Annotated in this window: 21 protein-coding genes; 10 read left to right on the forward strand and 11 right to left on the reverse strand. The window is 69.9% G+C overall.

The features are described 5' to 3' along the window. Positions 1 to 134: 134 nt before the first annotated feature. From N8I87_RS37155 to N8I87_RS37165, 3 genes are all read left to right on the forward strand, one after another. Positions 135 to 1,208, forward strand: coding sequence for an NAD(+)/NADH kinase (locus tag N8I87_RS37155; protein ID WP_263215244.1), 1,074 nt, complete (start codon positions 135 to 137; stop codon positions 1,206 to 1,208). A 78-nt stretch (positions 1,209 to 1,286) separates the two neighbouring features. Continuing rightward, on the forward strand, positions 1,287 to 1,601 hold the full coding sequence (locus N8I87_RS37160; protein WP_263215245.1) for a DUF6400 family protein: 315 nt from the start codon (positions 1,287 to 1,289) through the stop codon (positions 1,599 to 1,601). Then, positions 1,588 to 1,845, forward strand: a complete 258-nt coding sequence (locus N8I87_RS37165) for a hypothetical protein (protein WP_263215246.1) — start codon at positions 1,588 to 1,590, stop codon at positions 1,843 to 1,845. Before N8I87_RS37160 ends, N8I87_RS37165 begins: the two co-directional genes overlap by 14 nt. Before the next feature lie 81 nt (positions 1,846 to 1,926). On the opposite strand, the gene bla is transcribed toward N8I87_RS37165, so the two are convergent. Together bla and N8I87_RS37175 are read right to left on the reverse strand one after the other, a co-directional pair. Next, a complete protein-coding gene (gene bla, locus N8I87_RS37170; protein WP_263215247.1) occupies positions 1,927 to 2,844 on the reverse strand; it encodes a class A beta-lactamase in 918 nt (305 codons plus the stop codon). Positions 2,845 to 2,931: 87 nt separating this feature from the next. Next, entirely contained in the window at positions 2,932 to 3,849 is a 918-nt protein-coding gene (locus tag N8I87_RS37175; RefSeq protein ID WP_263215248.1) for an SGNH/GDSL hydrolase family protein, read from the reverse strand. A gap of 372 nt (positions 3,850 to 4,221) precedes the next feature. Between N8I87_RS37175 and N8I87_RS37180 the strand changes: the two genes are divergently transcribed. From N8I87_RS37180 to N8I87_RS37190, 3 genes are all read left to right on the forward strand, one after another. Continuing rightward, entirely contained in the window at positions 4,222 to 5,061 is an 840-nt protein-coding gene (locus tag N8I87_RS37180) for a chitosanase (RefSeq protein WP_263215249.1), read from the forward strand. Positions 5,062 to 5,325: 264 nt separating this feature from the next. After that, positions 5,326 to 6,525 carry an acyltransferase family protein gene (locus tag N8I87_RS37185; RefSeq protein WP_263215250.1) on the forward strand — a complete coding sequence of 400 codons (1,200 nt, stop codon included), beginning with the start codon at positions 5,326 to 5,328 and terminating at the stop codon, positions 6,523 to 6,525. Between the two features lie 83 nt (positions 6,526 to 6,608). Further along, positions 6,609 to 7,136, forward strand: coding sequence for an STM3941 family protein (locus N8I87_RS37190; RefSeq protein WP_263215251.1), 528 nt, complete (start codon positions 6,609 to 6,611; stop codon positions 7,134 to 7,136). Between the two features lie 179 nt (positions 7,137 to 7,315). Here the strand turns inward: N8I87_RS37190 and N8I87_RS37195 are convergent, their stop codons facing one another. The 3 genes from N8I87_RS37195 to N8I87_RS37205 all read right to left on the reverse strand — a co-directional run bounded on the left by N8I87_RS37195 (position 7,316) and on the right by N8I87_RS37205 (position 10,757). Then, positions 7,316 to 8,404 (reverse strand): response regulator, encoded by a 1,089-nt coding sequence (locus N8I87_RS37195; RefSeq protein ID WP_263215252.1) that lies wholly within the window; start codon positions 8,402 to 8,404, stop codon positions 7,316 to 7,318. After that, a complete protein-coding gene (locus N8I87_RS37200; RefSeq protein WP_263215253.1) occupies positions 8,397 to 8,621 on the reverse strand; it encodes a hypothetical protein in 225 nt (74 codons plus the stop codon). The genes N8I87_RS37195 and N8I87_RS37200 overlap by 8 nt, the downstream gene beginning before the upstream one ends. A gap of 528 nt (positions 8,622 to 9,149) precedes the next feature. Next, the gene (locus N8I87_RS37205; RefSeq protein WP_263215254.1) at positions 9,150 to 10,757 is read right to left on the reverse strand and encodes a serine/threonine-protein kinase; all 1,608 of its coding nucleotides are present in this window, start codon (positions 10,755 to 10,757) and stop codon (positions 9,150 to 9,152) included. 189 nt (positions 10,758 to 10,946) lie between these two features. Here N8I87_RS37205 and N8I87_RS37210 point away from each other — a divergent pair, with 189 nt between their 5' ends. After that, positions 10,947 to 11,648: a nucleotidyltransferase domain-containing protein gene (locus tag N8I87_RS37210; protein WP_263215255.1), complete on the forward strand. Its 702-nt coding sequence runs from the start codon at positions 10,947 to 10,949 to the stop codon at positions 11,646 to 11,648. Positions 11,649 to 11,657: 9 nt separating this feature from the next. Here N8I87_RS37210 and N8I87_RS37215 read toward each other — a convergent pair whose 3' ends face one another. The 3 genes from N8I87_RS37215 to N8I87_RS37225 all read right to left on the reverse strand — a co-directional run bounded on the left by N8I87_RS37215 (position 11,658) and on the right by N8I87_RS37225 (position 13,659). After that, the gene (locus tag N8I87_RS37215) at positions 11,658 to 12,026 is read right to left on the reverse strand and encodes an ArsR/SmtB family transcription factor (protein WP_263215256.1); all 369 of its coding nucleotides are present in this window, start codon (positions 12,024 to 12,026) and stop codon (positions 11,658 to 11,660) included. A 198-nt stretch (positions 12,027 to 12,224) separates the two neighbouring features. Further along, the gene (locus N8I87_RS37220; RefSeq protein WP_263215257.1) at positions 12,225 to 12,599 is read right to left on the reverse strand and encodes a roadblock/LC7 domain-containing protein; all 375 of its coding nucleotides are present in this window, start codon (positions 12,597 to 12,599) and stop codon (positions 12,225 to 12,227) included. 211 nt (positions 12,600 to 12,810) lie between these two features. Beyond that, complete coding sequence (locus tag N8I87_RS37225; protein WP_263215258.1) at positions 12,811 to 13,659, reverse strand: maleylpyruvate isomerase family mycothiol-dependent enzyme; 849 nt, start codon at positions 13,657 to 13,659, stop codon at positions 12,811 to 12,813. A gap of 401 nt (positions 13,660 to 14,060) precedes the next feature. Between N8I87_RS37225 and N8I87_RS37230 the strand changes: the two genes are divergently transcribed. Next, the gene (locus tag N8I87_RS37230; RefSeq protein ID WP_263215259.1) at positions 14,061 to 15,110 is read left to right on the forward strand and encodes a hypothetical protein; all 1,050 of its coding nucleotides are present in this window, start codon (positions 14,061 to 14,063) and stop codon (positions 15,108 to 15,110) included. On the opposite strand, the gene N8I87_RS37235 is transcribed toward N8I87_RS37230, so the two are convergent. The 3 genes from N8I87_RS37235 to N8I87_RS37245 all read right to left on the reverse strand — a co-directional run bounded on the left by N8I87_RS37235 (position 15,072) and on the right by N8I87_RS37245 (position 17,228). Further along, complete coding sequence (locus N8I87_RS37235) at positions 15,072 to 16,238, reverse strand: PP2C family protein-serine/threonine phosphatase (RefSeq protein ID WP_317633524.1); 1,167 nt, start codon at positions 16,236 to 16,238, stop codon at positions 15,072 to 15,074. The genes N8I87_RS37230 and N8I87_RS37235 overlap by 39 nt on opposite strands. A 221-nt stretch (positions 16,239 to 16,459) precedes the next feature. Beyond that, positions 16,460 to 16,681 (reverse strand): hypothetical protein, encoded by a 222-nt coding sequence (locus N8I87_RS37240; RefSeq protein ID WP_263215260.1) that lies wholly within the window; start codon positions 16,679 to 16,681, stop codon positions 16,460 to 16,462. A gap of 121 nt (positions 16,682 to 16,802) precedes the next feature. Continuing rightward, on the reverse strand, positions 16,803 to 17,228 hold the full coding sequence (locus N8I87_RS37245) for an ATP-binding protein (protein ID WP_263215261.1): 426 nt from the start codon (positions 17,226 to 17,228) through the stop codon (positions 16,803 to 16,805). Positions 17,229 to 17,415: 187 nt separating this feature from the next. Between N8I87_RS37245 and N8I87_RS37250 the strand changes: the two genes are divergently transcribed. After that, positions 17,416 to 18,183, forward strand: a complete 768-nt coding sequence (locus tag N8I87_RS37250; protein WP_263215262.1) for an IclR family transcriptional regulator — start codon at positions 17,416 to 17,418, stop codon at positions 18,181 to 18,183. A 38-nt stretch (positions 18,184 to 18,221) separates the two neighbouring features. Then, entirely contained in the window at positions 18,222 to 19,736 is a 1,515-nt protein-coding gene (gene glpK, locus N8I87_RS37255) for a glycerol kinase GlpK (RefSeq protein WP_263215263.1), read from the forward strand. Positions 19,737 to 19,826: the final 90 nt, after the last annotated feature.

Consider the following 19,826-nt stretch of genomic DNA (forward strand, 5'->3'; position numbering starts at 1 on the left):
ACATGCTGTTTCTCGGCGGGTGCCGGAGCAGCATGCTCGTGAGACTCCCGTCCCCAGCGGCGTGGCACCCACCGCGGTACACCCGTTGCCGGTGAGGATTACTGGCCGTTCCGCTGGGTTGTCTGGAGGCACATATGACGGTGAATCGGCTCGGTCTGGTCGTCCACAGCGGGCGTCCGGAAGCCGTGGAGGCCGCACGGACCGTACGCGCGTGGTGCGCCGAGCACGACGTGCCGTGCACGGACATCGATGTGTGGCGCGACGGCGGCAGACACAGTACGCGTGACGAACTCGACTCCGCGGGCGACCCGGACCTCATCGTCACACTCGGGGGCGACGGCACGTTCCTGCGCGGCGCCCGGCTGGCCGCCGCGAACGACTCCCTGGTCCTGGGCTTCGACCTGGGACGGGTGGGCTTCCTCACGGAGGCCCCCGTGGCGGCGGTGCGTTCGGCTCTGGACTCCGTACGGGAGGGGCGGCACGAGGTCGAGAAGCGCATGCTGCTCACGATGCGCGCGTCGTGCCGCCTGGAAGTGCCCTCGGACGTGGAGGGGCTGTTGCAGTACGGCCGCGGCCCGCTGCTGCCGCCACCGAGTGTGCGCCCCGAGTGTGAGGCCGACCGGGACTGGGGCATCCCCCTGCACGTCACGGCGCTCAACGACGTCGTCGTCGAGAAGCTGTCCCGGGACCGGCAGGTCTCGGTCGGCGTCTACATCTCCGGCAGACTCCTGGCGTCCTACTCCGCCGACGCGCTGCTGGTCGCCACGCCCACGGGCTCGACCGCCTACAGCTTCGCCGCCGGCGGCCCGGTCGTGTCGCCCCGCTCGGAGGTGCTGGTCTTCACACCCGTTGCTCCGCACATGACGTTCAACCGGTCGGTCGTCACGGCCCCCGACGAGCCCATCGGACTGCGGGTGCTCGAACGCTCCGGCCGGGCGGCGGTCAGTGTGGACGGTCAGGTGCGCGGCGTGCTCGATCCGGGGGACTGGATCGGGGTGTACGCCGCGCCCCAGCGACTGCGGGCCGTACGGCTCGGGCCGATGGACTTCTACGGCCGTCTGCGCGAGCGGATGAACCTGACCGACGCCCCGGCCGCCGTGGCCGACGGGACAGCCGCCCCGCTGTGGTCGGTCACCACCCCTCCGCCCGGCGACCTCGCCCACCTCGAATTCCTGAGGGGACCGGACGATCCCTCCCGGGTTCCCTAGGTACGGCGCCGTGGGCGGGCTGTGACTTCCCCCACCTGCCCTTGCCGCAGGCCAGGGGGCCTACCTAGGTTCGGTGACATGTCCTCCCATGGCCCCACCGATCCTGTCGATCCGGACGAACCCGACGCGGTGCGCGGGAACGGCGCCGGACGGCAGGACACCTCCGCGCCGGTCGACTTCTCCGTCGACCTCGGCGCCCACGAGGTGCTGCGACGGGCCCATGTCCTGGACGCCCTCGGCCCCGACTGGGATCCCGTCGCCGTGCTCCAGGGCGAGGAGGCGGCCTACGACCTGCTGTACTCCGGCCTCAGCGAGGAGCAGCGACAGGTCTACGACGACCTGGTCGCGGCCGGTGTGCTGCCGAGGAGGGGAGAGGGCAGTGCTGCCGCTTGACCCGCAGGCCGACATCGGGCGCCGCGCCTGGGTGAGCTGCCCGAACTGCGACGACAGCCAGGGGTGCGACACCTGCGAGCAGCGCCGCACCTGCTCCGAGCACTGGCGGTATCTGCTCCGTAACACCGGCAGCCTGCTCCATCTGCAGTGCCCGTCGTGCAGCCACATCTGGGAGCACGAGACCGGCTTCGGCGCGACCCGCTCCCGCTGGCAGCGCATCACGAGCGGCCTGCGCCGACCGTGATCGGCGGCGCCGCGTAACCGTCGGTGTTACGTACGGAGACCGGGCGGAGCCCCGGCGTGAGCGCGTCCGGCAGTGACCGCCTCACTCGCCCGGCGCGAGCGCGTGCGCCAGAATCCGCGCCGCGGACTCGATCAGTGCGTTGTCCACGGGTGCGTCCCGGGTGGTCTTCGACGACAGCACGGCCAGTACGAGCGGTGTGCGCCGTGTGGTCCAGGCGACGCCGATGTCGTTCGCGGTCGCATAGTCGCCGGTGCCTGTCTTGTCCGCTACGACCCAGTCGCCGGGCAGGCCCGCGCGGAACCGTTGGCCGCTGGTGGTGTTGCCCTTCAGCCAGGTGACCAGTCGCTCGCGATCGGCGTCGGCCAGGGCCCGGCCCAGCGCCAACCGCTCGACGCATCCGCCGATCGCCGCCGGGGTGGTGGTGTCGCGGAGGTCACCGGGCACGGCCGTGTTCAGGTCGGTCTCCCAGCGGTCGAGACGGCTCACCCGGTCGCCGATCGAGCGGAAGAACCCGGTGAGCCCGGCCGGCCCGCCGATCTCGCGCAGCAGCAGGTTTCCCGCCGTGTTGTCGCTGTACTGGATCGCGGCCGCGCACAGGTCGGCCACCGACATGCCGGTGTCGACGTGCGCCTCGGTCCTCGGGGAGTTCGGCAGGAGGTCCGCGGGCGGGTAGTGGATCACCTTGTCCAGCGGTGAGCAGTGGCCATGAGCGCGCAGGACCGCGGCGGCGGCGACCGCCTTGAACGTCGAGCACATCGCGAACCGCTCCCGCGCCCGATGGGACACCACCTGCCCGGTGCGGACGTTACGGGCGTACACGCCGAGGCGTGCGACGTACCGCTGTTCGAGCTCACGTAACTCGCTTTCGACACTGCGAAGTTGGTGTGACGTCTGCGCCGAGGCCGACGACGTCGTGACAGCGGGGGTGAGTACGGCGGCCGAGGCGGCGAGGCCCGCCTTGAACAGGCCGCGCCGCGGCACGGATGCGGAAGTGGTCATGCACAGAGGTAAACAGCAGCACCCCACCCATGTCCAAGAGGCGAGCGGACAGCACGCCGCCCCGCTCCTGGTGAGCGGCGAGTGGGCTCAGTCGCGTCCACGTCCCTTCCCCAGGCGTTCCAGTACCGCGCCCGCCATGGCCTGCTCACCCGTGGCGTTGGGGTGCGCAGGGGCCGCGGGCGCGGCCGGCTGCAGCGGTTCGATCCAGCGGTCGGCCGGGGCCTTGCACATGTCGTGGCCGCGCGTGGGCGCGTAGGTGTCGACGTACTCCGCGTGGTTCCAGGCGGCGACCAGGCGCAGCATGACGTTCAGCTGCTTCTCGGTGTCCCGCAGGTAGGGGAAGTCCTTCGACGCGAACGGCACCGAGGGGTAGCAGCCGTTGCCGTCGTCGGGCAGGAGGTCCGGGTAGCCGACGACGAGCACCCGGGCGTGGGGTGCCCTGGCGTGCACGGCGCGCAGCACTCGGTCGACCTTCGGCGCGGTCCGCACGATGTTGAGCGTCAACTGGTCCAACCCGGACGAAGAGTAGTAGCGCTGGCACGGGTTTCCCGTGAGGTCCTGGGAGGCGAGCCGGGCGCAGGTCTGGATGATGGAGCCGAAGCCGACGTCGTTGCCGCCGATCTGGACCGTCACCAGGTCGGTGTCCCGCCGCACCGCGTCGAGTTGGGGGCCGTTGGTGCCCTGCGGCTTCCACATCTCCTCGGTGGTCGCTCCGGCGCAGCTCACGTCCTTGAACGCGGACACACCGCGCTGCGCCGCCACGAGGGAGGGGTAATTGTGGTCGGAGCGTGCGCAGTTCGCGTCCACCTGCTGCGGGATGAGCGGGCCCGAAGTGTAGGAGTCCCCGAGCGACACGTACTGCGTGTCGTGGCCGTGTCCCGCGTCGTGTGCGGAGGCCGGTACGGCGGAAGCGGCGACCAGGGTGCAGCCGCCGAGCGCCGCCCCCATCGCGACCGGCCACCGCCGACGTCTCGCCGCTTCTTCCGGCTTCGTGTCGTTCAGCATCGAAGACCCCCCTGAGCACGGAACATCGCGCGCAGCCGACACCAGGAACGGCCTTTCGCGCGTTCGATCAGGCTTGTATACCGTTCGGTATGGCCCGGGGGCCAGAGGTCGGAACGGAGTAACGGACCGGACAGGGGCGAAGGGCAACTGGGCGCCGACGCCTTTGAGGTTGCTGCCCGCTCCTAGCAGCCCGCCATGTCGCCGCACAGGCCGTCCAGGCGAGCCGACTTGCCCCCTTGAGTCCCGACTTCGGCTTGTCCGATGCTACGAACTTCTGCCGTAGGGCTTCCGGCAGAGCATCCAATAGGAAAGCTTCCTATCAGTACGCTAGGCGGGACAACGTCCCACCCCCCACATCCAGTTGGAGCCCCCGTGGTGCAACTCGACCATCATGCAGCATCCCCGTCCGGCCCCTCCCGCCGGACCTTCGTCGCCCTGACCGGCGCCGTGGCCCTGGGCGGTTTCCTGGCCGCACAGCACGCCACGGCGGCACAAGGGGCCGCCCCGGGCCTCGACGACCCGGCGAAGAAGGAAATCGCCATGAAGCTCGTGTCGAGCGCGGAGAACTCCTCGCTCGACTGGAAGGCGCAGTACAAGTACATCGAGGACATAGGCGACGGCCGCGGCTACACCGCGGGCATCATCGGCTTCTGCTCCGGCACCGGCGACATGCTCGACCTCGTACAGCTCTACACCGACCGCAGGCCCGGCAACGTCCTCGCCAAGTACCTGCCCGCACTGCGCCGTGTCAACGGCAGCGACTCGCACGACGGGCTCGACCCGAACTTCCCCCGGGACTGGCGCAAGGCCGCACAGGACTCGGCGTTCCAGCAGGCGCAGAACGACGAGCGCGACCGCGTCTACTTCAACCCCGCGGTGCGGCAGGGCAAGACGGACGGACTGCGGGCGCTCGGCCAGTTCACGTACTACGACGCCATCGTCATGCACGGCGACGGCAGCGACCCCACCAGCTTCAGCAGCATCCGCAAGCGGGCGCTGCGCCAGGCCAAGCCGCCGGCGCAGGGCGGCAACGAGACGACGTACCTCAATGCCTTCCTCGATGCCCGGGTGTGGGCCATGAAGCAGGAGGAGGCCCACAGCGACACCAGCCGGGTCGACACCGAGCAGCGCGTCTTCCTGCGCAAGGGCAACTTCGACCTGAACACGCCGCTGGACTGGAAGGTCTACGGCGACAGTTATCACATCGGCTGATCGCAGGGGCGCGAGGACAACACGAGGCGCCGGGAGGCCCGACCGCAGTCGGACCGTCCCGGCGCCTAGTGCCGCTGCTCTGCGCCGCTGCCCCACCCTCCGGCTCGGTCAGCCATTCGGGTGTGTTCCCCGCCGTGGGGCGTGTGAGGGCGACGATGTGCTTCGGCGCAGGTGTGATGTTTGTTAAAACGCCGGAATGAAAGGGGGCGAATGGGCAACGTTCCCTTTCATGCCCCAAACGAACCTCCCCCGGCAGGTGACACGATGACGACGGCGACCAGGGTGCCGAGGCCACCGTCCAGCACTGCCACCTCAGCCGACCCCACGACTTCCCAGCCCGCCGCGATGCCCTCGCTGCCGTCCCTCACCGGACTGCGGTGGGTGGCCGCGCTGCTGGTCTTCGGGCTGCATGTGCGCAACTTCGGCTACTTCGGAGGCGACGGCGGCCGGATCGTGACATGGGGACTGGGGGCAGGCGCCGTCGGCGTCTCGTTCTTCTTCGTTCTGTCCGGGTTCGTACTGACTTGGTCCGCACGGCCGAACGACCGCGCGCTCGCCTTCTGGCGGCGCCGTATCGCCCGTATCTACCCGGTCCATCTGGCCACCGCCGCGATCGCGCTGCTGATGGCGTACACGCTGGCCCGCCAGCCGAAGCCGACGCTGCCCCAGGCCCTGGCCAACGTCCTGCTGGTGCATTCCTGGTGGCGTCCGTGGTGGCAGACGCTGGATCCGGTCAGCTGGTCACTGGCCTGCGAGGCGTTCTTCTACGCCGCCTTCCCGCTGCTGGCACTTCTCCTGCGCCGCCTCGGCCCCCGGGGACTGACGGCTCTGGTCGGGGTCTCGGCCCTGTCGGTCCTCGTGCTGGCCTGGGCGGAGGCCCACCACTGGGCGGACCAGCCGATCAGTTCCTTCCCCGCCGCCCGGCTGCCCGAGTTCGTCCTGGGCGCCGCCTCGGCCAGGCTGGTGCTGCTGGGCCGGTGGCGCGGTCCCGGCCTGGAAGCATCCCTGGCCCTCGCCATCATCGGTTACTTCTTCGTCCCCCAGGTCACCGCTGGATACCCCGCCACCGCCTGCACCCTCACCGGCTTCGCGCTGCTCATCCCCGCAGCCGCCGTGGCGGATCTGCGCGGCCTGCCCTCGCTGTGGCGCGGCCGGCGGATGGTCCGGCTCGGCGAACTCTCGTTCGCCTTCTACATGGCCCACCTGCTGGTGCTGCGCGCCGCCATCAGCGTGCTCGGCAAGTACCCGCACTTCGGCGTGGCGGCGGGCCTGGCCGTCACCGCCGCCCTGTTCACGGTCGCCCTCGTCCTGTCCTGGGTCCTGTACGAGGCGGTGGAACGTCCCGCGAGGCGACTGCTCCTGCGCAACCGCCGCGCCGCCAAGCCCCAGCCGACGCCACCCGCCCCGGCGACGCCGGCGCCGCTCAGCAGGTGCACCGAAGACACACGGCAGACCGACGACTGAACCAACGGGTGAAGATCCGGGCCGCCTTGCCCTCGCGGGAATCCAGCCCCGGCCGACGCTCGTCGACTGTCTAAAGTGACCCCGTGACCAACGAACCCGCGGATCCGCCCAGAACCGCCTACCCGTCCTCCATACGTCGCACCGCACTCGTCGCCCTAGGCTCGATCGTGTTCGTGGTGCTGTGCGCATGGGCTCTGATCAGCCATTCCAGCATCAAGGCCGTACTCGCGGGCGCGGTGGGCGTGCCGTTCTTCGGTCTGTGCGCCGCGGTCGCGATCGGCCGTCTCGTGCGACGGCGGCCCGAGCTGGTCATCACCGGTGAGGGTTTGACGCACGCGATGCTGGGCTCGATCAGCTGGACCGAGATCGCCGCCGTGGGGATCCGGGAGATCAAGGTCAGCTCAAGGCCCCAGCGCATGATCGAGCTGGTCCTCCACGACCCGGGTGCCTATCTGGCACGCGCACCACGCATGGCGCGCATCACCGGCAGGGCCAACCTGCGCCTTGGCTACAGCCCGGCGACCATCTCCGCGACCACACTCCCGGTCGGCGCGGACGAGGTGCTGGCGGCCATGCGCCGTCACCATCCCGGGTTGGACATCGTCCGCTAGGCCCTGTGCCGGAAGCGGATCTCAACTCGGCCCCCGCGGCGGCCGGGCGCCGCGCTTCGGCCCGGACGACTACCGCAAGCGCCATGCGGTCGAGTGCGGGATCAACCGCCTCAAGAGGCAACGGGCCATCGCCAGGCAACGAGTGGCCGTGATCGGCACCCTCCGCCAGAGCTCTTGGTTCAGCTGGGAGTAGAGAGCTTCATCCGCCGCTCAATGTGGATCTGGGTGAACACCGCGACCTTGGCCCGCAGGGCCCAGGGGTCGAACGGCTTGGTGATGTAGTCCACTCCGCCCACAAGGTATCCCTGATTCGCGTGCACGGGGTCCGCGCCCATGGCGGTCAAGAAGATGATGGGAACGTCTCGGTTGCGATGACGGCGCTTGATCTGAGCGGCTGTCTCATAGCCGTCCATCTCGGGCATCTGCACGTCCATGATGATGACGGCGAAGTCATCGTTGTCCAGCAGAGCTTTCAGCGCCTCACGCCCGGACGAGACGGTGACCAGCTCTTGGTCCAACGTGCCGAGCACGGCGGTGAGGGCCAGAAGATTGTCCGGCTGGTCATCGACGACCAGGATCTTCGGCATTGCGGCGTCCGGCGCCGTCGGCAGCGCGTGGGGGCGTTCGAGCGTTTCGAGCTGCCGCTCGAGCAGCCTGCAGCGTTCTTCGGCAGCGGCTTTCTCCTCCCGCATGTTCTGCAGTTCGGCGCCCAGCCGCGTGATTTGCTGCTGCAGCAGACCGCGTTCCTCGAGGAGCTGGGAGACGTTGGGGTGCGCGGCTGCGAGTTCGTCCGCACGGTCGCGCTCGGCCTTCCAGTCCGCCTCCAGTTGCGACAGACGCACCTCCAGGTCATGGATCCGGCTGGTCCGGTCCAGGAGCGCATCGCCCAGCACATCTCCTTGCACACTGGAGCGCCGAGACCGGCGGTCCGCGTCTGCCAACTGCTCCTCGATCACCTCCATCGCGTGATGCTGCGAGGACCCGCAGTCGACCGCGGCCCGGTAGAGCTCACGGACCATCTCGACGGCATCGGTGGTGACGGCCACGCCCCGGTGCTCCCCCAGATCGGCCAGTAGTTCCTGAACGACCTTCCACGGCGGGATCCGGCTGCCGTTGAGGTACCTCGAGAGTGTGCCGGGATCCCACTGGCGACGGGCGGCATAGCGGCGTACGGAGACGTCCAGCCCTTCGAACAGCTCTCTGAGCGCCTGGGCAAGGGCACGCGACGCCTCGGGCAGGTCGTTGCCGAGCGGCCTGAGCTCACCCACGGCCCTCTCCTTCTTCCCGCTCTGTCGTGTGCCGGCAGTCGTGTACCTGGTCGTGCTCGATGAGCCGGTTGAAGAACGGAACTGCCAGTGCGGCGGCGCCCAGTCCGGCAAGGGCGCTGCGGGATGCGACCTCACCAGCCGTCAGGGACAGGGCCGTGGCGATGGCGCCACTGAGCACGGCGAGCAGGAGCACGAGAGCGGATCGGGCTGTTAACAAGGGCTTATCCATGGGACCTTCCCCGTCAGGGCCCCTGGCCGAGGGCAAGAAGGCCTGTCATCGGCGCGAACGGCGGTTCGCCGCCTGGGATACAAAGCATGGAGTGTCACGCACCTGTTGCACGCCATAATCCTCGGCGCAGCACCCGAAACGGGTGTTGCAGACGCCAACCCCCTGACATGGAACGGCGTTTGGCCAGGTCAGAACGCCCCGTCCGTACATCGTTGCCAGTTGCGTTGCATGCAACGTGGGCGATGCCCGTTGCCCGTGCCGCAGCAGTCGTCCGCCCCTCCCTCGCCAGAACACCAGGGTGAAGGTGCTCGTGCCGCCGGAAGATGGCACTCCGTCCGGCTCCCGCATCGAAATCAACTGCCCGGGTGGCGGACATGACCTTCATCACCTCGCTGAACGACGACCTGAAGGCCGCCGCGAGGGCCACCCTCCGGATCCGCTCCGAGATGCTGGAGCCGATCAGGTGACCGTCCCACCCCCCTCGGGGCCAGCCGCAGTTCACCGGGCAAAGTCGGACTAGGACGACGAGCGGTTCAGCCGGGACGGTGAGCCGGCCGCCTGGCTTCCCTCATCGACGAGGGCGAGGGTGTCGGCACCCGCCTCGGTCAGCGTGTAGACGTTGCCGCGCACACAGACCACTCCGGCCGACGGATCGCTGGGCGTGCTCGTCGCCGCCTCGAAGACCATGGATGTCCGGTGGGTTTCCCGCAGGAGCAGCGTCTCGGTGCACCCGATGTCCCGGCCGCTGCCGGCCTCGGTGATGTGGCTGACCTGCCGGCCCACGAGTTCACCACGTGCCGCCGCGTGCAGCGTGACGACGACGGTGACACCGTTCGTACGGGAGTTGACGACGCCGTCGGCCGACTTGCTGCCCGGCCCGGTGCCCTTCCAAGTGCCGACCCACGAGGCGGGCAGAGCGGCCGACGTGGACGGGGAGGGTGACGAACCGTGTCTTTTGTCCCCCGTGTCGCCGTCGCCGCCGTCCGGCCAGGACAGCGCGGTGACGACGGCCACGGCCGTCACCACACCCGCGGCAACGGCCAACGTCCGGGCGCGGGGCGTGCGTCGCACGGGAAGCGGCGCGGCGGACACGGCGGCCGGAGACGCGTACGGGACGGGCGGTCCGAATCCGACGGGTGCGATCGGTGTGGCGGAAATGGGTTCAAGCACGGCCACGGGCGCCGGACTCGGGGGCATGGTGGTCTGAGAAGCTCGGGGCGCCGGCTGTTCCAGCCGGGTCCGCAACTCGGCTTCCCTGGCGGTGAGTTCCGTCTCCAGGCCAGGCAGCGGCGCGGATGTCCAGCCGGCTGACCCGGCGCCGATCCGCTCCAGGAGCGCTTCTGCGGTCGGGCGGTCTTGAGGTGACTTCTGCAGGCAGGCGGCCAGCAGCGGTCGTAGTGATGGCGCAACGCCGTCCAGGACCGGCTCCTCGTGCACGATCCGGTACAGCAGTTGCGCGGCCGACGAATCCTCGCCGGGCCGCAGGAACGGGCCCTCCCCGGTGGCCGCGTACACCAGCACGGCGCCCAGCGCAAAGATGTCCCCGGGTTCGGCCGCGCCGCCTCCGGTGACCTGTTCCGGTGCCATGTACCCGGGTGAGCCGACCACACCGCCGGTACGGGTATGGCGGGTGTCGTCTGCCGCACGCGCGATGCCGAAGTCGATGAGCAGGGGGTGACGGCGGCCGAGCAGCACGTTGGACGGCTTCACGTCCCGGTGGGCCAGCCCCGCCCGGTGCACGGCCCGCAGCCCCTCGGTGAGTTCCGCGGCCAGCGCCCGTACGGCGGGCTCGGGCAGTGGGCCGTAGCGCTGCACCCAGTCGGTGAGGGAGGGCGCGGCGACGTACTCCGTGGCCAGCCACTGCGGCCGCTGACCGGGCGGGCTGTAGTCGACCACCGCAACCGCCCAGGCAGAGCGCACCTGATCGCTGCTGGCGATCTCGCGGGCGAACCGCTCCTCGAAGGACGGGTCCGCACCGAACTCGGGCCGCACCGTCTTCAGGGCCAGCGGGCGGCCGGACGGGGTGCGGGAGAGGAACACCTGCCCCATGCCGCCGGCCCCGAGCCGTGCCAGCAGGGGATAACCGCCTATGGCGGGCGGATCGGTGGGATCCAGATTCCTCATGAGCATCTCCGGGCAATCCCGCCGATTACATGGGCGCTCATGCTACATGGCGTGTATGCATCAGATGGGTCGGCGGCCGTCGGCGAATATCCGGGTGACCGCCGCCCGGCACGTCATGACAATGGAGCCCCACGCACCCAAGCTCACCTCGCGAGTACAAGGGCGCAAGCACAAGGAAGGCGGCCGCCCGTGACCGTCCCGAACGTCATCCTGTCCGGGATCGTCGGTTCCACCGCGTACGGACTCGCTCACGAGGGCTCCGACATCGACCGCCTCGGCGTCTTCGCCGTACCCACCGCGGAACTGCACGGTCTGCACCGGCCGAAGGAGTCCCACGTCACCACCAAGCCCGACCGCACCCTGCACGAGGCCGCCAAGTGGTGCCGCCTCGCCCTCGGCGGCAATCCGACCGCGATGGAACTGGTCTGGCTTCCGGACGAGTTGTACGAGGTGCGGACGCCGTTCGGGGACGAGCTGATCGGCATACGGTCCTCGCTGCTGTGCGCCAAGCGCGTCAGGGACGCCTATCTCGGCTATGCCACACAGCAGTTCCGACGCCTGGAGGCCCGCGGCGACGGATCGTTCTCCGCGGACACCCGCAAGCGCACCGCCAAGCACGCCCGCCACCTGAAGCGGCTGTGCCACCAGGGACTGGAGCTGTACGCCACCGGCCGGCTGACCATCCGGGTCGAGAACCCGCAGGAGTACCACGAATTCGGCGAGCGCGTGGCCGCCGACGCGTCCGCGGCTCTGCCCGTGCTCCGGGCCTACCAGGCCGCGTTCGACGAGACGACCAGCGTGCTCCCGGAGCGACCGGACGAGGCGGCCGCCGAAGTGTGGCTGCGCCGTGTACGGGGCCATCTGTACGCCGACGCGCCGGCGCGGGGATGACCCCGGCCGTCACCGGTGACCGCTGGTGGTGGTCGCCGGTGGTGGGGACGACGGAGCCTGTTGCAGCGCGGCCAGCAACTCGTTCCGGCCGACGAGCAGTTCGGTGAGGATGCGCCGGGCGGCGGCCAGCAGCTCGGCGACATCACCGCCGGCCAGCGCGTAGAGGACCGTGGAGCCCTCCCGGGTGGACACGACGATCCCCGATCGTCTCAGCACCGCCAACTGCTGCGAAAGGCTGGACGGCTCGATCTCGATGTCCGCCAGCAGATCCCGTACGGGGACGGGGCCGTGCTGCAGCAGTTCCAGGACCCTGATGCGTACCGGGTGCCCGAGCATGCGGAAGAACTCCGCCTTGGCCTGGTAAAGGGGGACTTGCATGCGCGTTCGCTCTCTGCCGGGTCGGAGTGGTCGCCAGGACGCGGCGGCACCGTGAAGGTGCCGCCGCTCGATCCGGCTTCATGAGCCGATCCTTGTCGCCCGGGACCGTGAGCATCCACGAGTTGGGGTCATGATGATCTCGTGACTTGAAGAAGTCTTCACGTTCTGGGCATGCGTGTGCCCGGGCTCATGACCACTTCAGACCTCGAGCTGTTCCTCCACCCGCTTCAGCTGGTGCCGGGCCATGGCCAGATTGGACCGGGACTTGTCGAGCACGAGATAGAGGAAGAGGCCGTTGCCGTTGCGCCCGCTGACCAGGCGGATCAGGTGGTACTGCCCCTCGAGCGTGATCAGGATGTCCTGGATGTCGCCCTTCAGGCCCAGCTGATCCATCGTGCGCACTTTCGCGCGGATGACATCCGTGTTGCCCGCCGAGGCGATGTTCAGGTCGAGATCCTTGTTCCCGCCCAGAGTGCCCAGCGCCATGCCGCTGGTGTAGTCGACGACCGCTGCCCCGAGCGCCCCCTCGACCGAGGCCATGATCTCCTTCAACGACACTTCGACATTCGCCATCGTGCCTCCCCTTGGTTGTCGGCTGCGGCGGCGCGGCGCGTTGCCGTCCCGCCCGGTGGTTGCACCGTAGACATGCATATGCGGCCCGATGGGGGCGTCTCCGGGACTGACGGCCGATGCCTGATAGATCACATAAGACGACTGATCTTGAACTGGGGGACGATCGACTTCGATTGACTCGGACCGGCGGCCGACGGCGTCACGCCAGGGGTCAGGGCGCGGTGAACAGGTTCGGGAAGCGTGGCGCGAGCCAGGGCCTGCGCCCCCAGGCGACGATCTGCCCCCGCGCGATGGCCCGCCACGGGTTGTGCCGGCCCAGCGCGATGAGCAGGAAGGCGACGGGCTCGATGAGGATGGTGCAGTCCGGACGGTCCCGCGGCTCCGGCGTCACCTCCACGGCGCCGTCCGCCAGGCTCACGCCGAACGCCGTACCGCCCCTGAGCCGGACGGTGTAGCGGGCGGTGAGACCGGCCGTGGCGGCCGCGTCGGCCACGCGCGGCATGACCGAGGACATGAACGGCATGCACAGCCCGACACGGTCCGGGTCGATCATGTGCGGGCGCTTCACCGCGCGAGCGAGGTCATAGCCGTGGCCCAGCATGTGGGTGAGCAGGTAGGACGCGAGAAGGGGCCTGGTCAGGGGGCCGAGCGGCGTGTCGAGTGGCGTGTCGAGAGGTGTGTCGTCGATGGTCCCGTCGGCCGCCGCCCGCGCCACGGCGTCCAGGAAGGCGTCGGCCTGCTCGGTGATCACCGCCGCCAGTGGTTCCGCCCGGCGCTCGTCGTAGGCGGCGAGGGACTGTTCATTGGCGGCGGCCAGGCTCTGGGGTGTGCCGTCCCCATAAGGGCGTTCGCGTCCGGCCGCGAGGTCGGCCATCAACTCGTTGGCCAGCGCCAGATGGGCAGCCGCTTCGCCGAGGGTCCACTCGGATCCCGGTACGGCGACCGTCGTGTCCGGCACGCCCCGCAACAGCGCGGCGATGTCACCGGCGGTCTCGCGTATCGCCTGCCCGAGCCCTTCGGGCAAGGGCTCCCTGGTGTCCTGCCGTACCGTCGGACGCACGCCGCACGCTCCCGTTCTGCCTGCCGCGCCCATCGCGCGCCGGGGTACCCAATCAGACTCGGCGCCCAGCGACAAGCCTCGGCGCACGGTTTCGTCGGGCGCGCCTGGGTGCGGGCCAGGGGGCGGGAGCCCGGCCGACCCGATGCGCCGAAGGGGCTCTCACGCGGCTCGGAAGGGACCGCTCGTACGGCTCGGAAGGGATCGCTCACACGGCTCGATGTGCCGAACAGGTGAAGAATTGACGGGAGTTGTGAAAGGCGGCAAGAATTCGCTTACTTCGCTGGGCCTGAAGCGAGCGAAGTGACGCGAGCGACTCGGTCGTCCACGCCTTCATGGCGTCTGCCCGTGTCGGCGCTCGCGATCCACCACCTCCCACACTTTCACCTTCACAGAGGCTCATCTTGTCGCGTTCGCATCAATCGAGAACTCTGGCCGCCCTTGCGGCAACCGCTTTCACCGGCGCGATCGTCCCCCTGGTCGCGGCCGGTGCCGCAAGCGCCACGACGGCCGCCGACTGCCGGTCGGCCACCGTCCAGTACCGCATCGTCGACGCCGACGGAAAGACCGTCGGTGCGGACTGGACCTCGCAGGGCGGGTTCCACCAGTGGGACAGCGCTCCCGGAACCGTGGAGGTCCGGCTCGCCCCGGGCCAGACCGTGGGCGACGGCTGCAAGTACCCCGTCTCCCTCGCCGAGTACACCACCGAGGGCTCGAACTGGTACACCTCCGGTCACCAGAGTCTGGTCGACAAAGCCACCGTCTACCTCACCGCCGCCGACGTGGCCGGCTCCGACGACGCGAAGCGGACCTGGCAGAAGCTGTCCGTGCAGGCGCCCGACTGCTACGGCCAGATCGACCTGTACGGCGACGACGTCTCGTACGACGGCAAGACCGGCGAGGGCCACGGCCCCGTTCCCTACCAGCCGGACAACGTCATCACCCCGTACCACCTGATAGCCGCGTGGAACGGCGGGGACAAGGCGTGCACCCCCGGCATCCCGGACTCGCCCACCCCCACACCGTCCGAGCCGACCCCGTCCACGCCCGCGACCCCGACCACTCCGGCGGACAGCACACCGCCGAGCCACGCGACCACTCCGCCGACCACCCCCAAGCCCTCCACCACGCCTCCCACGACGCCGGACGTGCCCCCGCTCCAGTCGACGCCGCCCACCACCCCGAAGCCGTCGCCCAGCGACAGCGGGCCACCGCTGGCCGAGACGGGCGCGAGCGCCCCGGTCGGCCTGATCGCGGGCGGCGCCGCCCTGGTGATCGTCGCCGGCAGCGCGCGGCGCGGTGTACCTGACCAGCCGTACGCGCCGTTCATGACCGGGGCCGTCCCCGCGCCGGTCGCGCGGGGACGGCCCACAGCATCAGGCACATCGGCAGCACCGGTGTCGGACACCAGGGCGTCAAGAGGGTGCGGAGGACTGCCCCTTGGAGCGCAGTAGGAGCACCGTGACATCGTCCGTGCACTGGCCGGTGGGCCAGGCGCAGTCGATCAGGCCGTCGATGAGGCCCTCCAGGCTGTCGTCGTCGGCGTGTGCGAGGTGCTGGACCAGGCCGTCGGTGACCTGTGCGGGGTTGGTTCCGGCCCGTTCCACGAGGCCGTCGGTGTGGAGCGTGACGACGGAGCCCGTGGGCAGGGGAGTGGCGGCGAGAGGGTACTGGGCGTGGGTGTCGATGCCCAGGAGCGGCCCGGGCTCGAAGTCCAGGATGCGGGCCTGGCGTGGTGCGTGGCGCAGGAGGGGAGGTACGTGACCCGCGTTGGCGAGGGTCAGTTCACCGCGGCGCAGGTCGACCTGGGCGTAGAGACAGGAGACCAGCAGGTCGGAGTCCAGGTCGACCAGCAGTCGGTTGGTGCGGGCCAGGACCTGGTCAGGTGTGGCTCCGGCGGTCGCGTGGGCGTGAATGGCGGTGCGGACCTGCCCCATGAGGGCGGCTGCCGCGATGCTGTGGCCTTCGACATCGCCGATGACGGCCGCGGCGGTGGTGTCGTCCAGGCGCACCAGATCGTAGAAGTCGCCGCCGACCTCGGTCCCGCGGCCGGCCGGCAGATAGCGGGCGGCCACCTCCAGCCCGGGCAGTGTGGGCAGACTGCCCGGCAGAAGCGCCCGTTGGAGTTCGCGGACGAGGCGGTGCTGGGTGTCGTACAGATGGGCCCGGTCCAGTGCCTGGGCCATGAGACCGGCCAGTGAGGTGAGGACGGCGCGCTCGTCGGCGGTGAAGGAGTGGGGCTGCTCGTAGGTGAGGATGAAGCAGCCCACGGGTCGTCCCGTGATGACGAGCGGCAGGAAGGCCCACGCCTTCTTGCCGCTGATCCAGGGTGCCCTGGGGTAGCAGCGGGCCAGGTCGGCGGGGCTCGCGAAGAAGGCGGCGGTGCCGCTGGCCAGGACCTGGCCCGCGGGAGTGAGATCGGTGTCGAGCGGCAGGGCGTCGAGGCTCTCGACGATGTCGGCCGGGTAGCCGTGATGACCTGTGATCTTCAGGCGGCCTGCCTCGGCGACGGACATGACCAGGCCCTGGGCGCCGAAGGCCGGCAGGATCTGCTCGACGGCCAGTGCCGTGACATCGCGCACGGTCACCGTCTCCGTGAGCGCGGCCGCCAGATGGACGAGTTGGTAGAGCCGACCGGTGGGCGTCGCCGGAGTGCGCTGTGCGGCGGCGGGCGCAGCGGGGTCCCGGGCGCCGTCGTCATGGCTGGTAAATCCCGCCGCCGGTACCGGCCGGTGTCGTCCAGCGGCCCAGGACGCCTACAGTGCGCCGCCGCCGACTTCGATCTCTGAACATCCGGGGCGCGTCAGGTCTGCTGAGTGCCCCACTGATCCGGCCCGACCTCGCGCCATTCGATCAGAGGTGAATGCGCGACCTCGTCCGGGTCGATCTCCAGCCCGGCCCGGCGCAGGAACTCAGCGACATCCGGCACGCCGTACGCGAGCCCGAGGATCTCGCCGTCCACGCGCACCCTGCGGCCTCCGCTCGGCGAGGGCGGTGAGACCACGACGCGAAACTGCCTGGTCACATCACCAGCATCGGCCGGTTGGTCCGGACGCGCATCCGGCAGGGCGTCGCTCTCGACGATCGGGTCGCGGGCAGGGGCCCCGAGTCTCGGCGGACCGTGCGCACACGGCTCGACAGAAGCGTCAGGCAGCCACCAGGTCCGCCCACCGGGTGACCCCGTCGCAGTGGATGCGCATGCCGTGCCGAGCGGACAGTACGTGGACGATCTGCTGGCCCCGGCCGTGCTCGTCCGGGTCGATTCCGTCGGGCGACTGCCCCGCCGCCAGCGCGGGCCCGGCGTCGGAGACCTCCACACGCAGGGTCCTGAGTCCGCCACGCAGGCCCCATGACAGCCGCAGCTCCGCCGGCGGCAGAGCGTGGACGAGCGCGTTGGTGAGCAACTCCGTCACCACCAGAATCGTGTCGTCGACGATCTCCGGAGATACGTTCCAGGCGGCCAGGACCGCCCTCACACGTCGGCGCACGGCCGAGACGGCTCCGGCGACGGGCGGCAACGCAAAGACGTGTTCGACTACCCCCCGAGGCCTGATTTCGAGCTGTACCGCCATGTGCTCTCCTCCGGTGAGCGCTGCCGGCGGGTCGCCGGGGCTCAGTGCGCTTCCTCGCACGGTAGGCAGACGCGCGGAGCCGGTCAATGAACGGTGGTCGGCATTGTCGAACGGTGGCTCCCACCTGGTACGAAGCCGATGAGCTGCACGTAAGGCGGTCCCTCCACGGGCGTATTAGGCTCGTTTCATGGCCGGCCCAGTCCAGTCGATCGAACGGGCGGCGGCAATTCTGCGGCTGCTCGCTGGTGGGCCCCGTCGGCTCGGGCTCGGCGAGGTGGCGGCCTCGCTCGGGCTGGCGAAGGGCACCGCTCACGGCATTCTGCGCACGCTCCAGCACGTGGATTTCGTCGAGCAGGACGCGGCGACGGGAAAGTACCAGCTCGGGGCCGCGCTGCTGCATCTCGGCACCAGTTACCTGGACGTCAACGAGCTGCGGTCGCGCTCCATCAACTGGGCCGACGCCCTGGCCGCCCGCAGCGGGGAGGCCGTCCGCCTGGGCACCCCCCTGGAGGGCAGGGTCCTGGTCGTCCACCATGTCTTCCGGCCGGACGACACGCTGCAGACCCTGGACGTGGGCGCGCTGCTGCCGCTGCACGCCTCCTCGCTCGGCAAGGTTCTGCTGGCCTTCGGGACCGCCCCCCTGGAGTCGGTGCTCGAATTCGGTCTCGAGACCTACACACGGCACACGATCGTCGACCCGGAGCAGCTCTCCCGGGCGCTCGCCGAGATCCGGGAACTCGGCTGGGCCGCCGAGGTCCAGGAAATGAGCATGGGCGAGGCCGGCGTCGCCTCACCGATCCGAGGGCACGGAGGTCTCGTCGTGGGCGCCATCGGACTGTCCGGCCCGGTCGAGCGGATCTGCGACAGCCAGGGCCGTCCCCTCCCGAACCTGATCACCCTGCTCCGTGAGGCCGCACGGGCGATCTCCAGAGACCTGGGCGCAGCTCGCTGGTAGCCACCGCCTCTTCGACACATCGGAAGGCAGAGCTGATCATGGTTGAACGGTATGTAATGTCCATCGATCAGGGCACCACCTCCACTCGATGCATTCTGTTCGACCAGCAGGGGCGGCTGGTGACGGTCGCGCAGCGTGAGCACCAGCAGCACTTCCCCAAGCCCGGATGGGTCGAGCACGACGCCCTGGAGATCTGGCGCAATCTGCAGCGCATCGTGCCCGAGGCCCTGTCCGGCACCGGAATGGGAGCGAAGGACGTCGCCTCGATCGGCATCGCCAACCAGCGGGAGACGACGGTGCTCTGGGACCGGCGCACGGGTGCACCGTTGGACAGGGCCATCGTCTGGCAGGACGTCCGCACGGCACCGCTCGTCGAGGAACTCGGCCGGCGCCCCGGCGAGGAGTTCTTCGTGGAGCGCTGCGGTCTGCCCCCCTCGACCTACTTTTCCGCACTGCGGCTCCGCTGGCTGTTCGACCACGTCGACGGGCTCGAACAGCGTGCCAGGGACGGCGAGGTGCTCTTCGGCACGATGGAGACCTGGCTCATCTGGAACCTCACCGGGGGAACGGAGGGCGGACTGCACATCACCGACCCCACCAACGCCAGCCGCACCATGCTGATGAACATCCGTACGCTCACCTGGGACGAGGAACTGCTGGAGTTCTTCCGGGTGCCCCGCGCGATGCTGCCCGAGATCCGGTCGTCCGCCGAACGCTACGGCGCTGCCCGCCTGGTGCTCCCGGGCGTTCCCATCACCGCCGCCCTCGGCGACCAGCAGGCCGCCCTGTTCGGCCAGACGTGCTTCTCCCCGGGAGAGGTGAAGTGCACCTACGGCACCGGCAGCTTCCTGCTGCTCAACACCGGTACCGATGTCGTGCGGTCCCGCAACGGGCTCCTCACGACGGTGGGTTACAAGATCGGAGACCAGGCCCCCGTCTACGCCTTGGAGGGCTCGATCGCCGTCACCGGCTCGCTGGTCCAGTGGTTCCGGGACCGCCTGGGCCTGATCAGCAGCGCCCCGGAGATCGAGACCCTCGCACGCACGGTCGAGGACAACGGCGGCTGCTACATCGTCCCCGCGTTCTCCGGCCTGTTCGCACCTCACTGGCGCAGCGACGCGCGCGGTGTCATCGTCGGCCTCACGTCGTACATCACCAGGGGACACCTGGCCCGAGCCGTCCTGGAGGCGACCGGCTGGCAGACCCGGGAGGTCGTCGACGCCATGAACGCCGACTTCTCGGTCCCCCTCAAGCAGCTCAAGGTGGACGGCGGCATGACGGCGGACAACCTGCTCATGCAGTTCGTCGCCGACGTCCTCGACGTGCCCGTGGTGCGGCCCATGGTCGCCGAAACGGTCTCCCTCGGCGCCGCCTACGCCGCCGGGCTGGCCGCCGGCTACTGGTCGGACCTCGAGGTCCTGCGCCGCCACTGGCACCGGGCCGCCCAGTGGCTGCCGGACATGGACCCCGAGCGCAGGGAACGGGAGTACGCGGACTGGAAGCGGGCCGTCGAGCGCTCGCTGGGCTGGGTCAGATCCTCGGAGTCGCCTTGACCGGGGAACTCCGGTCCGCCGGAGGCCCGTACACCTGGAGTCGCTTGCGTCCTACAGGTGTACGGGCTCTGCCGACCGGCCGGCATGGGG

Origin of the sequence: Streptomyces sp. HUAS 15-9 (genome assembly GCF_025642155.1) — a bacterium.
Classification (GTDB): domain Bacteria; phylum Actinomycetota; class Actinomycetes; order Streptomycetales; family Streptomycetaceae; genus Streptomyces.